The organism is Rhizobium sp. Root149, from assembly GCF_001427345.1.
GTDB lineage: Bacteria > Pseudomonadota > Alphaproteobacteria > Rhizobiales > Rhizobiaceae > Neorhizobium > Neorhizobium rhizoryzae.
This window is the reverse complement of sequence record NZ_LMGD01000023.1, coordinates 495,772-511,424: the sequence shown is the minus strand read 5'-3', so window position 1 is coordinate 511,424 and position 15,653 is coordinate 495,772. Positions and strand designations below refer to the sequence as shown.

Here is a 15,653-nt window from a genome sequence, read left to right as displayed (position 1 = left end):
TTCCCCGTCTGCTGGTCTTTGAATTAGATGTATTGTCTGTAGTAGCGGTTGCCGATGGAGGTCAAAATCTCCCAGGAGATTGTGCCTGCCTGCTCGGCAACGTCTTCGAGTGTCTGACTGTCGCCAATGAACTCCACCCGGCTGCCCAGCCTGAGCGCGCCATCGGGTAGATCCGAAACGTCTATGATCGTGCTGTCCATTGAAACGCGCCCGACGACCGGAAGCCGCACGCCCTGATAGACGAATGCGCCCTTGCTGCTGAGCGAGCGCAGGATACCATCGGCATAGCCGAGCGAAACCGTTGCAAGGCGACGCTCCTCTTGTGCAATGTAGGTTGCGGAATACCCAACTGCTGTTCCTGCCGGAATAGTCCGTGTCTGGACCACGGCACCCTCGATCCTCACGACCGGCTCCATCGGCTGCTCCAGCATATCCGTGGGGCGTCCACCATAAAGCGCGATACCGGGTCGAACCATCGCGCCACGAAACTTCTCGCCCAGGAATGAGCCGCCGGAATTGCCGAAGGAAACCGGTATGCCGGGGAAAATGTCGGCGATACGCCCCATTTGCTCTGCCTGCAGACCATTATGAACATCGTCCGCCTCGTCGGCGCAAGCCAGATGGCTCATGATGTAGCGCACGTCGATGTTTTCCAGAAGCTGCGCATCTGCCGCCAATGCTTCGGCCTCTTCAACGGACATGCCAAGGCGCGACATGCCGGTGTCAAACTGCAACAATGCGGGAAGTCTGCGGCCGCTCAGCGTCGCGGCGGCGCGCCAGCGGGCGACCTGTTCCAGCGAATTCAGCACCGGGATGATGCCGCGAAGAGCGCAGTCCGTTTCGGAGCCCGGCTGAAGCCCGTTCAGCACATAAATTGCGGCATCCTTGGACAGAACAGGGCGAAGCGCCACTGCCTCACCATATTGCGCAACGAAGAAGTCGCGGCAGCCTTCCTGATAGAGCGCGCTCGAAACTTTCTCTGCACCGAGGCCGTAGGCATCGGCTTTCACCACAGCCGCAGCACGCGCAGGCGAAACAGTGGAAACGATCCGTCTGTAATTTCTCCCCAGCGCCGACAGATCGACCGAGAGATAGCCGGGAGCGCCGGTTTTTTGCCATTCCGTGGATGAGACCATGTCCATCGCTTCTGCGCTCCTCCTGATCTAATGCACCAGATGATAATGCTTCGATCGTGCATGTTGCGCGCGATTATTGCTTGTTTCTTGCGTTTGTGATCAAATCAATCGCGAAAGCAGCGCTTTTATAGTGGATTCATGAATGAGCCAGTCGCTCGATGCCATTGATCGCAATATCATACGTCTGCTGCGGCTGGATGCTCGCATGAGCAGCGCCAAAATGGCGGAGTCTGTTGGGCTCTCGCCCTCTGCCTGTCTGCGCCGGATCAAGCTTCTTGAGGAGAATGGAATCATCCGGGGTTATACGGCGCTGATCGGTTCCGGCGAGGAAGGCAGCACCATCGCTGTCATGATCAACATCACGCTGGATCGCCAGACGGAAGACTTTCTGAACCGCTTCGAGGATGCCGTTCGCAAGCATCCCGAGATCCGTGAATGCTATCTGATGACGGGCGATTGGGATTACTTCCTGCGTGTGGAGGTGGAAAGTCCGCGCGAGTTCGAGACCATTCACACGGATATTCTCTCGAAACTACCAGGCGTAACGCGCATTCATTCGAGCTTCTCCATCCGCAACGCTTTGACAGCGCGCGGGCGACGGCGCTAGCTCCATCAACTGGAAGCCAAGCGTGCTTCTACGTGCGAATAGAGTATCTGCTTCAGCTGACGAACGGTGGAGGCGTCTGTTCTCAGCATTTCGCGTGAAGCGAAACTCAGCTCAACCAGTTGCGCGTCGCCTTCGGTGAATCGAACGGAGCAGGAGGCGTGCAGCTCCGTGGCCCGCAGGCGCTTCAGAAGCTCGGAAGCATTCTGAGGCCGCACACCGGAGCCGGGCATGATGATGATGCGATCCTGAGCCTGATTGATGAGCTGCTCCAGCATCTCCATTCCTGCGTGCGCAGTTGGCTTTCCGCCGGATGTCAGGATTCGCGAGAAGCCGAGGTCGATCGCGTCCTCCAGCGCTGCCGCCTTGTCACCCACCATGTCGAATGCACGATGCAGGGTCAGGTCCAGGCCTTTTGCATCGCTACAGAGCCATTTCAGGGTCTCGATATCCAGCGTCCCATCGGGCCGGTTTGCCCCCAGAACGACGCCTTTGAGATTGGCGGCCCGGGCTGCATCAATGTCGGCCCGCATGATATCGACCTCTTCGTTCGAGAACACGAAGCTGCCTGCGCGCGGCCGAATCATGGCCGTCACCGGCACGGTCTGCTTACCCGCAAGTTCCATAAGTCCGAAGGAGGGCGTCAACCCGCCAACGGACAGGGCGGAACAGAGTTCGATGCGGTCGGCACCACCTTCGATGGCAGCAAAGAGTCCCTCTGCGTTATCGACGCAGATTTCCAGAACGGGCTTTGATGGCTGGATGCCGATCATGATGTCTTCCTTGTCTTGCCGCTTTCCAGAACAAAAAGGAGAATGATGCCGAAGCTGCCGACGATCGCCCCAAGGATGGAGGCGAATGAGTAGTCCCCGATCCGCGTGCCAATTGCGAAGATCCCCGCACTGAGACCGGCGCTGAGGAATATGTTCACCGCAATCAGCGAGCTTCCGAGGCCAGGTCTATCGCTAATCAGATCCTGCAGATAGGTGATGGGAAGGCTGATGATCGCCGCTGCAGCGATTCCGCTGATCACGGTCTGGGCATAAACGTGCCATCGCTCGGTCGCAAGTCCCTGAAGCACGAGATAGAGCGCATAAAGACCGGCTCCCAGCGCAAGTGCCCGTACCGGTTTCATCCAAGTCTCGGCCTTGCCCCAGAAGAGGATGAAGACGATTTCCAGAGCGGCAACGATGCCGACGATGATGCCAAGATCGGCGACCGTGCCGCCTGCCTTGCCTGTGACGATAAGCGGACGGACGGCATCGTTGATATGAAGCATCGAACAGATCAGCGCGATTGCCAGAACCCGCATGGCGACACGAGGATCCAGCACCTCTCCCAATGAGGCCAGAAATCGCGAGCGGGCCTCACCGCCTTCTATTTCAATCTTGGGAGCCGGAGGAAGGAAGAAGGCGCCGAGGATGAAGCAGATGATCGCCGCCAGTGTTGCAATGAGATAGGCCGGAAGCATGGAACTGGCGCCTGCCAGCATGACCCCGACAACCCCCGGCATCAGAACCCAGGAGAGCGATATCGTCGCCCGGATAGTAGAGTTAACGCCGATCAGCTGGCTGCTCGATAGCCGGGCGGAATTGGCGCGAACATTGGCGAAAATCAGCGAGTTCAATGCTCCGAAGATCGGTAGCAGCAGGAGCTTGGAAACGACAAACGCCGGAACATTGGCGAAAGCATAGACGATGCCGAAGCCAAGGACGCCGAAGAGAGACACGTAGAGAATGGAGGTCCGATAATCGCCCATCCGGTCAGCGAGGATACCCATCATGACGCTTGCGGAAACGTTGATGATGGCTGCTGCGAACATCAGCGCCGCATAGCCGCTATCGCTCAGACCCAGCTCTTGAATGCCGATCAGGGATTGATAGGGGGATGTTGCCGCGCCGGTCGTTCCGAAGAAGAAGATGGCAAGGGCAGAGGTCCTGAGGCTTTTGTCTGCCCATGTCGTTTTCAGCGCATTGCTCACGGTCGATCAATCCACCGGCTTGAATATCTCGCTTCGGCTGTGAACTCGAAATCCTTCTGGAAGGGATAGCACGGCCTCTGGCGACGCTTGTTGGATATGCGCTCGATGTCTTGATTGATCACGCCATCGGTCAGCGCCATGAGGTTGGGGTTCGCGATAGGGGCAAGCTCGGGAGAGAGATAGCCGGATTTGACGACCAATAGACGCACCGTTGCCGGATCGATGCCGTGACGCGTAAAGTCCGCGATATTGTGATAGGGGCGGCGGCGAGCGGCCAGGATCACGGTAACTTCCGCTATCTTCACTACGGCCTGACGCTCGGGTTCGGAGCCGGGATCGTCGAGGCTTACCACCTGAGCGTCCACTTCGACGCTGGGGCTTGCGGGATCGAGCGAGCCCCCGATCGTGAGCCTCAAAGTAGACCCTGCGCCCGCCTTGAAACAGGCTTCTACTGCGGGCCGATCCGTGATGCCGCCGATGACCGCACCTTCGAAGTTTCTGGCAAGGAGCGCTTTCAGAACATCTGCGCGGTCACCAACGCCGCCACCGGTCGGATTATCACCGGAATCGGCCAGAATAACCGGTTTCGTTTCTGCTTTTTCCGCCAGTTCAAGCACCTCTTCCAGAGGCGCCGTGAAAGGGCCGAACTGAAAATCCTGCCGTGCTTGCCAGTAGGATTGCGCGATGCTTTCGGCAGCTGCCTTGGCGGCTGCCTTGTCTGTGGCGGTCACCACCGCGCAGGCTGTCCCGCGCGGTTCGTCGGCCCATACATAGCCGACCATAAGATTGGCATCCCAGATGCCCTCAGCGGCGTCATGATCAGGTAGCTTGGCGTAGAGGCTCTTGGCCGGTTCATCTTCCGTTGATGTCCGCTCGCCGGGCAGCAAAACTGGAACGGGTGCCCAGGCAATACCCGGTTTTTCTCCTGTGGTCAGAGTGCGGATCAGCATCGACCAGGCGCGGACCATTGTCTCCCGAACGTCGATATGCGGTGCTGTCCTGTAACCGGCAAAGATATCGAGCTGATCGATGATCTTCTGGGTCACGTTGCCGTGCAGGTCGTAGCTGGCAGCAATAGGCATGTCCGGCCCAACCACGGCGCGTGCTGCCGAAATCCAGTCGCCTTCTGCATCATCCATTCCCTCCACATTCATGGCTCCATGCATGGCCAGATAGAGACCATCCAGCGAAAGGCTGGCTTTCAGCAATTCAAGAAACTCTGCCTTGAATGCCTCATAGGTATGGCGAGCCACCGGGCCGCCGGGTACTGCGCGAGCATGCAGAAGCGGCAGGTGATCGACATCATCCGCATCAAGAAAATTGAAATAGTCTGCGTTCAGAAGCTCCCTGCCACGCAGCACGCGAAAATCCTCCGGCTGCATGAGGACGGGTGAGGAGGTGGAGCATTCGGTATGAATGCCGCCGACGGCAATACGAAGGGTCATCTGGTTTACGTCCTCACAGCTTCGGCATGAGCGGGCTTATCGCAGCAAAGCGAAGCCAGTTCTTGCTGTCTTTCGGCGTCCAGGCCGCTTCCGCGATTGCCCCGAGGCGTGGGAAAACCAGATGGTTGAAGTAGTCGCGATTGAGGAAATGCTCCGACCAGATGCAGGCCTGTACGCCGCGCATGCGAGACGATAGTTCTGCCGGAAACTCGCCAACCGCTTCATAGGTGTAGGTGTGTTTTGGAGGCACGGTGCCTGCCCAGCTTGCCCCTGGTTCCTGGAAGGCTTCGTCCTGCACCATATCGAGGTAATAGGCCTGCCCGGGTGTCATCACCACGTCATAACCCTGACAGGCCAGTTCGACGCCGACCTCCGGCTTCTGCCACGCCATAAGCAGCGTACCCTCCGGGTCAACACCGCCACCGTGGGATACCTCATCCCATCCGGCGAGTCGCCTGCCGCGCTCGGACAGCATGCCCTGAATGCGTTTCATGAAATGGCTCTGGAGCCCGAAAGTGCCTTCAATGCATTGTTCATTCATCAGTTTTCTGGCGAGCGGTGACGCCATCCAGGTATTGGCCGCCACTTCATCCCCACCGATGTGAATGAGCTTGGAAGGGAATAGCTCCACCATCTCATCGAAGACCTTGCCGAGAAAATCGTAAGTCAGTTCGATTGCCGGATTGAGCGCATTGTTCGGATAGCCCTGCACTGAACGATAACTGTCGGGGGCTTCCTGTCCGTCAACCAGTTCCGGCAAGGCCACAAGCGTCGCGGTACTATGGCCTGGAATATCGATTTCCGGCACAACCTCGACATTAAGACTTGCGGCATGAGCGACAATCGCTTTCACATCGGCCTGGGAATAGAAGCCACCCACCGGCTCTGCACCATTGCCCAGTTGCGGCAGCATCGGCTCGTCCGGTCCGCGCAATACGCCAAGTGTTGTCAGTTGCGGATAGGCCTTGATCTCCAGCCGCCATGCTTCGTCATCCGTCAGGTGCCAATGGAAGATGTTGAGGCGCATCCAGGCCAGTATGTCGATTAACCGGGTCACATCGGCAACGGGGTAGAACTGGCGAGACACATCCAGATGGCAGCCGCGCCAGCCATAGCGCGGCGCATCCTCGATGATGCCGGATCCCGGGAAGCGGAAGGTTTCCGGCTCGGTCCGCGCGCCGTGCAGCAGATGGGCGAGGGCGGTCAGACCATATTGGCATCCGCTATCGGCTGAAAATGCCAAGGTGATCTCATCATCGAAGCTGAGGCGATAGGCTTCCGGCGCAAGGTTCGTGTCTTCTTCGAAATGAATGGCCTTGCCTTCATGGACAGGCGTCAAAGCGAAAGGCTGATGTCCCACCTGAAACAGTCTACGGTATAGTGATCCCAGGCGTAGCATTGCCTGTTTATGGGCCACCGCTGTGCCCTCCGCCGGATAGAGCGCGACTGGCACCACGGACGCTGCGGACAGTTCACAGAACGCTGGCCACGGCAGCAGCGAGAATGGCTGGGTAACTTTGCCTTTCGGCATGAGAACAGGTGCAGGCTCGGGCGGACGACCTGCCAGCAGGGTATCGTCAACGCTGACCGGTAGATGCGTTCCGTCGCTCAAGGTCAAATAGGCAGACTTTGCCCCGTCGGTTCGATGGCGGGCCGGCCGCCAAAGTGGCGCGACCGTGAATTGCCAGCTCTCACCCGGCTGCAGCACCAGACCTTCAGTCGGCGCAAACTGATGAAAGTTGGCATTGCGCCGCAGAAAGACCGCGTTGTCGCACCGTGGCACTTCCGAATCCTTGATACGGGTGAGCGACGTATAGGCCAGCTTGAAGCCGCTGAGTGGTGCTTCCGACAGGTTGACGAGATTGAAGACGAAGCGGCCGCAGGCGTCGCCGTCCACGGGCTCCCAGCTGTTTTCGAGGCGAAAGAGCGGAATGTTCATGATGGTTCCCTTTCCGGACCGCGTCCGGTTCCGGCTCTTGGTCGGCCGGTTTCTGAGTTTGTGATCGATCAGTAGTGTTCGGATTGAGAAAAGGTGCGCGCCAATTCGGCCTGCCCGGCAGTCAGTCCACAATCGACAGGCAGGCATACTCCCGTGATTGCCGCCGCCTGTTCGCTGGAAAGAAAATACACGGCATTGGCGACATCCTGCGCGGTAGCGATGCGACGCAAGGCGTACCAGCGTTTGGCTTCTTCGAACACTTGCGGATTTGCAGCGGCCCGCGCCTCCCAGGCCTGCGTACGTACGGTTCCCGGCGCAACAGCATTCGATCGGATGCCGAATTTGCCATATTCGACCGCGACAAGCTTGGTGAAGTGGATGAGCCCAGCCTTTGCCGTGCTGTAGGCCGGATGACCGAAGACCGCCATGCCATTGACCGAGGCGATGTTGACGACCGACCCGCTGGTAGACTTCAGCGCATCTTCGAACGCACGGAACGTGAGAAACGCCGCCTCAAGATTCAGGCTCGCATCCTGCCGCCAGATGTCTGCAGTCGTATCCTGAAGAGATACGGCGCGTGCGGCGCCAGCATTGTTTATCAGCGTCTTGGTTGATCCTAGATCGCCGACCCGTTTTGCCAAAAGAGCGACGTCTGCTTCGTTGGTAATATCACAGACAATCGGTACGAAGTTTTCAGAGCCCTCAAGCGTTTCTTGAGCCACTTCCAGGGCTGCAGCATCAATATCCACAAGAGCGACGAGATCGTGCGCATCCGCCAGTCGATGGGCAATGGCGCGGCCGATATCGCCAGCGGCGCCTGTCACAACTGCGACGGAGCGGGGCATGGCTAATCTCCCAGTATCTGCCGGTCGTCGCCGCCATCGCGGTGCTCGACCAATTGTTGTTTGATGTGGCGCAGCGTCACTGTGGAAAGCTTGCGGTTTCGGTAGGCCACAAGGCTCGCCAGAATGTCGACGACTGCAAGGAAGGCGAAACGCGTTGAGGTCGGTCGATAGATGTTATCGCCCTCGGGCAGGTCTATGCCGATGACCACTTCGGCAGCGTCAGCAACCGGGCTGCCGCTCTGCGTCAGGGCCACCGTGCTGATGCCATTGTCCTGAGCAAGCTTGAAGCAACGCACCAGCTCCTGATTTCGACCGGAGAAAGAAGAGCCGATCAGGACATCATTGCTGTGCGCGGCAGCCGTGAACATCAATTGCATGTTGTGGTCGCTGCTCGCAGTCACGCGTGAGCCCAGGCGGAACAGGCGGTTCTGGATTTCGCTGGCAATCAGCGATGAATTGCCTCCAGATCCGAATGCATAAACCATGTCCGCGCGCGAAAGCCGGTCAGCGGCCTTTTCCAGCATGACAGGATCCAACGTGCGATGGATGAGAAACAGCGCATTTTGCGCTTTGGTGATCACGTCCTCCGCCACATCGGCGGGCTCTGTGCTTTTGGCTTCCGGGTTCAGATAGCGAATGCCGACAAAGGCAGACTTTGCCAGTCTCACCTTGAAATCCGCAAAGCTCTGGCAGCCCAGGCGACGGCAGAAACGCGTGACTGTCGGGGGAGATACTTCCGCTTTTTCAGCAAGCTCGATGATCGAGGCGTTGACCGCGAAATCGAAATCACCCAGCAAGATGTCGGCGATCCGCTGTTCGGAGGCCGAAAACTGGCTGCGTTCTTCCTGAAGAGTAGCGAAAATATCCATTGATTCCATAGCCTCAAACCTTTGGTTTGTAGGCTATGCAGTCGATTTCCACCTTGCAATCAACCATCATGCTGGCCTGTACACAGGCGCGTGCCGGTGGATGCTCGCCGAAATAGCTCTGGTAGATCCGGTTGAAGGTCCAGAAGTCGCGCGGATCGTCCAGCCATACACCACAACGGACAACGTGTTCGACGCTGTAGCCCGCTTCGTGCAGGATGGCGATGACGTTTTCGATCGTCTTATGTGTCTGCTCCACAATGCCGCCATGGATGATTTCGCCATCCACCATGGCAACTTGACCGGACACGTGAAGCCAGCCGTCTGCTTCTACTGCGCGAGCGAAGGGAAGGCGTTGCCCGCCGGCGCCCGCTTTTTCGGCTCCATAACGTTTGATCGACATGACACTCCATGGAAATTATTTTCTTAGATCGTTGACACTGGACCATATTCGCGGGATTTTGACCAGAGCTTTTCAAGCATTGTGAAAATAATTTAGACGAGAGCACTCTATGCGCGATCCATACCGCAATCCCTTCCCGCAAACAGATACTGCACGCCATTCAGTCTGGGAGATGCTGGTCACGCGTGACATCGACGCATTCCTTGCGGCGGACTGGTCCATGGTCGCGGACGACTTCGTGGAGGAAGGCTTCCTTGGAATTTCCGGTAACCGGGATCCGAATCCGGATAACTGGCGTCTGGCATTCCCCAGCCTCTCGGCCTATCGCGACGAGTGGCTGCGGCAAGCGCAGGATTTCGCTCGTCACGAATATGGAGAAGATCCACGCCACGCGATCTTCTCCACGACGCGTCTTGAGGAGATCGAGATCGAAGGTGAGACCGCACTGGTTCGCAAGAAATTCGATGGTGGCATCAAGAAAGCAGATGGTACGCTCGACGTCATGAAATGGCAGACATTGTACTACTGCCGTCTGCATGAAGGGCGCTGGAAAATTTCCGGTTTTACCGGCTACTTGCCTAACCCGATGGGTTGAACCTTTTACCGATCGATTGATGAACGAGAGCAGAGACCACTGTGCGCATCTTTACCGCCGCTCTGGCAACGGAAACCAATACATTCGCCCCGATCTGCATCGATCGACGTGCCTTCGAGGAATCCTTGTATGCGCCTCCGGGGCAGCATCCGGTTACGCCCACGCTCTGCACGGCACCGATTACCGTTGGCCGCAAGGTTTGCGCGCAGAAAGGTTGGACGCTGATCGAGGGAACCGCCGCCTGGGCAGATCCGGCAGGTCTTATCAATCGGCGTGCCTTTGAAAGTCTGCGCGATGAAATCCTGGATCAATTGCGTGATGCAATGCCGGTAGACGCGGTGGTACTCGGCCTGCACGGCGCCATGGTCGCTGATGGCTATCTCGATCCGGAAGGAGATCTGCTTTCACGCATCCGGCAGATGGTCGGGCCGGACGTTCTCCTTTGTGCCGAACTTGATCCGCATAGTCACCTGACGGAAAAGCGCTGTGCGGCGGCCAATTTTTTCGTCGTCTTCAAGGAGTTTCCCCACACGGATTTCGTCGAGCGTGCCGAAGACCTCTGGCGGATAGCCATCGATACGCTTGAGGGGCGCGTCAGTCCGGTCATGTCCGTGTTCGATTGCCGGATGATCGACGTATTCCCCACCTCACGCGAGCCGATGCGATCTTTCGTCGACAGGTTGACGGAGATAGAGCAAAGCGATGTAGACGTGCTTTCACTCTCGGTCATTCACGGCTTCATGGCGGGCGATGTGCCGGAAATGGGGACGAAGATGATAGCAGTCACCAACGGCAAGCGGGAAAAGGGCGAGGCGCTGGCACACAAGCTGGGCCTTGAACTGTTTTCCAGGCGCGGAACGTTCATGATGCCTTGGATCGATGAGAAAGAGGCGGTTGCAAAAGCGCGGGCCAGCGCGGTCGGTCCCGTGGTGATTGCCGATATGTGGGATAATCCGGGCGGCGGCACGGCAGGTGACGCGACCGTTGTTCTGGCCGAACTTCTTTCACAAGGTGTCACGAACGTGGCCGTGGGCATGATCTGGGATCCGATCGCGGTCCAGATCTGCATGGCGGCAGGTGAGGGGGCTGAGATCCCGCTTCGGTTCGGTGCGAAGTCTGCTCCGGGCACCGGCAATCCGATTGACGGATTGGTCACGGTGGTCAAACTTCAGCCGAATGCCGAAATGAGGTTTGGGGATAGCATAGCGCCCTTCGGAGATGCGGCGCATATCCGGCTGAACGGAATTGACATCATCCTGAGTTCGGTTCGTGTGCAGAGCTATGACCCGTCTCTTTTCACGGCGCTCGGCGTGGATCCGTTAACGAAGCATATACTGGTTATCAAATCGACGAACCATTTCTATGCGGCTTTCTCAAAGATTGCCTCCGAGATTCTTTACTGCTCTGCCGGGACGCCCTATCCGAACAATCCCGCGACGAATCCCTATCGCCGCGCGCGACGCGATATCTGGCCGATCATGGCCAATCCGCATTCAATAGAGGCTGCCTGACATGGATTTCGCAAAGCATTCGTCCGCTCAACCTCCAAGGCCGGGCGATCTGCTCTCAACGCTCTCTACCCCGCTGCCGGTCATTGATGAGGATGTACTGGCATCGAATATCGAGCGTGTTCAATCCTACATGGATTCACATGGTCTTGCCTTTCGACCCCATATCAAGACCCACAAGATTCCGAGTCTTGCGCACCAGCAGGTGAAGGCAGGCGCCAGAGGCATCAACTGCCAGAAGATTACGGAGGCAGAAGTTTTTGCCGATGCCGGATTTGAAGATATCCTGATTGCCTTCAATATTCTGGGTGAGCAGAAACTGGCGCGGCTTGCAGCGCTGAATGAACGCATCTCGGATTTGAAGGTCGTCGCGGACAGTATCGTTACCGTCACCGGTCTTGCCGCTTGCTTTACAGGACGTAAGCCGCTGACCGTACTGGTAGAATGCGATACTGGCGGCGGGCGCTGCGGCGTCCAGACACCGGACGAAGCCGCTGCTCTGGCGCGGGGGATCGTCGCGAGCCGAAGCCTGAAGTTCGGCGGACTCATGACCTATCCGAAGGCGAACACGGAAGAGGCGGTCGAGCACTTCTTCATCGCAACCATGGCTTACCTTGCGGTCGACGGTATTGACTGCGTGATCCGTTCGAATGGCGGTACACCCAGCCTTTTTAACGCCCATCTGGTTCCCACAGCAACCGAACACCGCGCCGGGACCTACATCTATAATGATCGATCCATGGTTCGGGCGGGGCATTGCGCTTTGGAAAATTGTGCGATGCATATTCTCGCGACGGTCGTTTCTCGACCAACGCCGGAGAGGGCCATACTCGATGCAGGGTCGAAGGCGCTGACATCTGATCTGCTGGGCTTTGGCGATTACGGGCTTATTCTGGAATATCCGGATGCCAGGATCGTTGGCTTGTCAGAAGAGCATGCGACGGTCGATCTGTCTCGCGTCGACGGAATTCGCCCGGATATTGGCGAGCGCATAAGGATTGTGCCCAATCACACCTGTGTCGTCTCGAACCTGTTCGACACGATGACATTTCATCGAGAGGGTGTTGTTACACGCGTTGAGGCCGTCGCAGCGCGCGGGCTCGTCTGGTAAAGGAACAGGCCGTCGAAAGACGGCCACTCCTCGTCAGACCTGGGTGCTCATCACAGAAATGGCAGCAACGCCCAATACAAATGCCATCCAGGCAAAGTTGATTACAGAAATCTTCCAGTTGGATTTCTCTACGCGAAAAGCGGCCATCTTGTCCTCATCTCACCGCGCTCCGACATTGCTGGGGCGGTTTTCTGTTGTCTGATTTTAGGGAACGTCACGAATACCGGTCCAAAACAGAATATGTATCGGATCGGTTCCGCATCGATCGAATTGCAAGCTGAAATTACGTGAGCGGACGATCTGCCTTTATCGATTGAATCCTGAACGGCACATGAATATTTCGGAACAGGAACGTTTTCTTCGCGTTTGGAACATGTGTAAGCGTGAGGTAAATGCGCCATGTTCCTGTCTTCCTCTCTGTCGGTCCCTTCATTCTTTTCAACTTCCTGCTGGAAGTTGCATTCTCTGGCGGCGGAATTGCGCTACGCCCTGTCAGGTCAGTTCGAAGAGGTGGAAATTGCGCAGGATGGCCAACATATCGTTTTGACCGGGTACGTGGCGTCCGAAGACCTTCGCAGGGAGGTTTGCCATATGGCGCATGAACTCGCCGCAGGCATTCCGGTTCTGTGCATGCTTGCGGTGCTGACTGAAACCAACATGATCCTGGCATAATAATAAGCGGCGCCCGCGAGGGAGGCGGGCGCCGGTGCCTGAAGCAGCGTCAACGGTTGGGGGAAGACGCGAACGCGTGTATCAGGCAGCAGTAACTTCCGGCATTTCAAGCTTTTGCCAATCAACATGACGCTCGAACGCAATGCCGTCTGCGTCGAACAGATGGCAATCGGCGGCGCGAATACCAGCTGGCATGGGTTCATCCACCCTGATCGGGGCCGAGCCCGGCAGAAGCGAACAGAAGCCTTCACCGCTGGACAATGATGCGTAGGCTACCGTGTTGACGCCAAGCCTTTCAATCACAGATGGGGTGACCGTAATGCGCAGATCCCCGGAGATGAGGCTGATATGCTCGGGGCGGATGCCGAGGGTCAGCGTCTTGCCAACAATACCGTCACGCGGGGTTACGGGCACCGCAATACGTTGACCTTCGAACGATACGGTAATCCCGCCAGCGTCAACCGCTTCGCAGGTAACAGGCAGGAAGTTCATCTTCGGATTGCCGATGAAGCCCGCCACGAACAGATTTTGCGGCTTGTGATAAAGCTCCAGCGGTGCGCCGACCTGAGCGATATCCCCGGCATTGAGAACAACGATCCGGTCAGCCATTGTCATGGCTTCCACCTGATCATGCGTCACGTAGATCATGGTCGCCTTGAGGTCGCGATGCAGTTTCGACAGCTCGATGCGCATGTCTGCACGCAGGGCCGCGTCAAGGTTTGAAAGCGGCTCATCGAACAGGAAGATCTTTGGCTCGCGAACGATCGCTCGCCCGATTGCGACGCGCTGGCGCTGGCCGCCGGAAAGCATGCCCGGCTTTTGCTGCAGCCGCTTGTCGAGTTGAAGGATCTTCGCGACCGCTCCCACTTTCTCGCGAATCTTTTCCTCCGGCAGTTTTTCGACGCGCAGAGGAAATGCGATGTTTTCAAAAACGGTCATATGTGGATAGAGCGCGTAGGACTGAAAAACCATGGCAATTCCGCGCTGGACCGGCGGCTTGTCATTAACGCGCACGCCATCGATGACGATGTCGCCCGCGCTGGTGGAATCCAGACCAGCAATCATGCGAAGCAGCGTGGACTTTCCACAGCCGGACGGCCCGACGAAGACGACGAATTCGCCATCCTTCACCTCAAGGCCAATGCTTTTCAGTACTTCGAAGTCTCCGTAGAACTTCTGTACTTTGTCGAGATAGAGCTGTCCCAAAACATATTCTCCGTTCGCCGGAACGAGCGGCTTTAGCGGAAAGAGGAAGGGTGGCTGGGCGCGGCGAAAAAGTTGACCGCGCCCTGAACCCGGTTGTTACTTGTACTGCTCCATGTCGGCAGCCGCCTTTTTCAGAGCTGCGGCAGGCTCAGCCTTGCCGGTGACCACCGACTGCACCATCTCGATCACAACGTTCTGGAAGCCCTTGTAATCCTTGAAGAGTGGCTCCGGGCCGCCGTAATTGATGCCCTCGATGAGTGGCTTCCAGAAGGGGTCCTTCTGAACGAATTCATCCACTTTCGGGGAAGGACGAAGTGGCGTCAGACCGGCATCGCCCTGAAGTTCGTACTCACCCTGCGGGCCGGGGGAGGTGATGAATTTGGCAAATTCGGTCGCCTTTTCTTCGACGCCGGTGCCCTTGAAGATGGCAAGGCTATCGGTGATCAGGAGCGTGCCTGGACCCTTGGCGGATGGGCCAGATGGAAGAGTGGAAATACCCCAGTTGATGGTGGTCTTCTTGAGACGCGATGCGGCGCCCGAACCGGCCTGTATCATGCCGACCTTGCCATCCAGGAAGATGGCGCGAATTTCGTTCTGCTCGTAAGCGGTTGCACCTTCAACGGAGTAGGGCGTGATGTCCTTATAGGCCTGCAGGGCGGCCAGAACTTCCGGGCTGTTGGCAACGACCTTGTCGCCGTCGAGCATTTTGCCGTTGTTGGTATAAACCCAGTGCATGAACTGGTGCATCGTGTTGTCGAAGGTCTTGGCTGGCAGGCCGTAACCGGCAATGCCTGTCTTTTCCTTGATCTGCTTGGCGAAAGCGATCTCTTCAGCCCAGGTCTTCGGCGGCGTTTCAGGGTCAAGGCCAGCCTTTTTGAACAGGTCCTTGTTCCAGTAAAGCGCCTTGGTCGAGAAGGCGATCGGTACGCCCCACTGGTTGTTGTCGAAGGTAACGGTGTCAACGATGTTGGGGTAATAGCTCTTCTTTTCGGCGTCCGTCATCGGAACCGGAACGATGAGGTCGTTCTCGGCGAATTCCTTCAGAGTGCGCGAACCGACATAGGCCATGCCAACCGGCGTGCCGGCTGCTGCAAGCGTGGTGGCCTTGTCCTGGCACTGCGCCCAGCCGACGACTTCAGCCTTGATCTTCCAGCCTGCGTTCTTGCCTTCCCATTCCTTGATGTATTTTTCATGGATCGGGTCGATCTTGTCGCCGCAATAGATCCAGGAAATTTCCTTGTCGGCGGCCTGTGCGGCAAGCGTGCCAAGCGCTGTAGAAGCGGCCAGCGCCATTGCGTAAAGCCCAGTCTTTACTGTTATGCTCACGGTTAGTCTCCCATTC

At 57.4% G+C, this 15,653-nt stretch carries 15 protein-coding genes; 5 read left to right on the top strand and 10 right to left on the bottom strand.

Going from position 1 to position 15,653, the window contains the following annotated elements; genetic code table 11:
* Positions 1 to 23: 23 nt before the first annotated feature.
* On the bottom strand, positions 24 to 1,142 hold the full coding sequence (gene alr / locus ASD54_RS22200) for an alanine racemase (protein WP_062556731.1): 1,119 nt from the start codon (positions 1,140 to 1,142) through the stop codon (positions 24 to 26).
* Positions 1,143 to 1,278: 136 nt separating this feature from the next.
* On the opposite strand from alr, the gene ASD54_RS22195 reads away from it, so the two are divergent.
* A complete protein-coding gene (locus ASD54_RS22195) occupies positions 1,279 to 1,743 on the top strand; it encodes an Lrp/AsnC family transcriptional regulator (protein WP_062556730.1) in 465 nt (154 codons plus the stop codon).
* A 5-nt stretch (positions 1,744 to 1,748) separates the two neighbouring features.
* Here the strand turns inward: ASD54_RS22195 and ASD54_RS22190 are convergent, their stop codons facing one another.
* The 7 genes from ASD54_RS22190 to ASD54_RS22160 all read right to left on the bottom strand — a co-directional run bounded on the left by ASD54_RS22190 (position 1,749) and on the right by ASD54_RS22160 (position 9,219).
* Positions 1,749 to 2,513, bottom strand: a complete 765-nt coding sequence (locus ASD54_RS22190; RefSeq protein WP_062556729.1) for a copper homeostasis protein CutC — start codon at positions 2,511 to 2,513, stop codon at positions 1,749 to 1,751.
* Positions 2,510 to 3,721 carry an MFS transporter gene (locus ASD54_RS22185; RefSeq protein ID WP_062556728.1) on the bottom strand — a complete coding sequence of 404 codons (1,212 nt, stop codon included), beginning with the start codon at positions 3,719 to 3,721 and terminating at the stop codon, positions 2,510 to 2,512. Before ASD54_RS22185 ends, ASD54_RS22190 begins: the two co-directional genes overlap by 4 nt.
* Positions 3,718 to 5,166: a M81 family metallopeptidase gene (locus ASD54_RS22180; protein WP_062556727.1), complete on the bottom strand. Its 1,449-nt coding sequence runs from the start codon at positions 5,164 to 5,166 to the stop codon at positions 3,718 to 3,720. Before ASD54_RS22180 ends, ASD54_RS22185 begins: the two co-directional genes overlap by 4 nt.
* 13 nt (positions 5,167 to 5,179) lie before the next feature.
* A complete protein-coding gene (locus ASD54_RS22175) occupies positions 5,180 to 7,105 on the bottom strand; it encodes a family 20 glycosylhydrolase (RefSeq protein ID WP_062556726.1) in 1,926 nt (641 codons plus the stop codon).
* 68 nt (positions 7,106 to 7,173) lie between these two features.
* On the bottom strand, positions 7,174 to 7,950 hold the full coding sequence (locus ASD54_RS22170; RefSeq protein WP_062556725.1) for an SDR family oxidoreductase: 777 nt from the start codon (positions 7,948 to 7,950) through the stop codon (positions 7,174 to 7,176).
* A 2-nt stretch (positions 7,951 to 7,952) separates the two neighbouring features.
* Positions 7,953 to 8,819: a MurR/RpiR family transcriptional regulator gene (locus ASD54_RS22165; RefSeq protein WP_062556918.1), complete on the bottom strand. Its 867-nt coding sequence runs from the start codon at positions 8,817 to 8,819 to the stop codon at positions 7,953 to 7,955.
* Positions 8,820 to 8,832: 13 nt separating this feature from the next.
* Positions 8,833 to 9,219 carry a RidA family protein gene (locus ASD54_RS22160; RefSeq protein ID WP_062556724.1) on the bottom strand — a complete coding sequence of 129 codons (387 nt, stop codon included), beginning with the start codon at positions 9,217 to 9,219 and terminating at the stop codon, positions 8,833 to 8,835.
* A 109-nt stretch (positions 9,220 to 9,328) separates the two neighbouring features.
* Between ASD54_RS22160 and ASD54_RS22155 the strand changes: the two genes are divergently transcribed.
* The 4 genes from ASD54_RS22155 to ASD54_RS22140 all read left to right on the top strand — a co-directional run bounded on the left by ASD54_RS22155 (position 9,329) and on the right by ASD54_RS22140 (position 13,105).
* On the top strand, positions 9,329 to 9,814 hold the full coding sequence (locus ASD54_RS22155; protein ID WP_062556723.1) for a hypothetical protein: 486 nt from the start codon (positions 9,329 to 9,331) through the stop codon (positions 9,812 to 9,814).
* 41 nt (positions 9,815 to 9,855) lie between these two features.
* A complete protein-coding gene (locus tag ASD54_RS22150) occupies positions 9,856 to 11,325 on the top strand; it encodes a M81 family metallopeptidase (protein WP_062556722.1) in 1,470 nt (489 codons plus the stop codon).
* 1 nt (position 11,326) lies between these two features.
* Complete coding sequence (locus tag ASD54_RS22145; protein ID WP_062556721.1) at positions 11,327 to 12,433, top strand: D-TA family PLP-dependent enzyme; 1,107 nt, start codon at positions 11,327 to 11,329, stop codon at positions 12,431 to 12,433.
* A 399-nt stretch (positions 12,434 to 12,832) separates the two neighbouring features.
* Positions 12,833 to 13,105, top strand: a complete 273-nt coding sequence (locus tag ASD54_RS22140; protein ID WP_062556720.1) for a hypothetical protein — start codon at positions 12,833 to 12,835, stop codon at positions 13,103 to 13,105.
* An 81-nt stretch (positions 13,106 to 13,186) separates the two neighbouring features.
* On the opposite strand, the gene ugpC is transcribed toward ASD54_RS22140, so the two are convergent.
* Positions 13,187 to 14,311: a sn-glycerol-3-phosphate ABC transporter ATP-binding protein UgpC gene (ugpC, locus tag ASD54_RS22135; RefSeq protein WP_062556719.1), complete on the bottom strand. Its 1,125-nt coding sequence runs from the start codon at positions 14,309 to 14,311 to the stop codon at positions 13,187 to 13,189.
* 96 nt (positions 14,312 to 14,407) lie between these two features.
* Positions 14,408 to 15,604 (bottom strand): extracellular solute-binding protein, encoded by a 1,197-nt coding sequence (locus ASD54_RS22130; protein ID WP_156379344.1) that lies wholly within the window; start codon positions 15,602 to 15,604, stop codon positions 14,408 to 14,410.
* Positions 15,605 to 15,653: the final 49 nt, after the last annotated feature.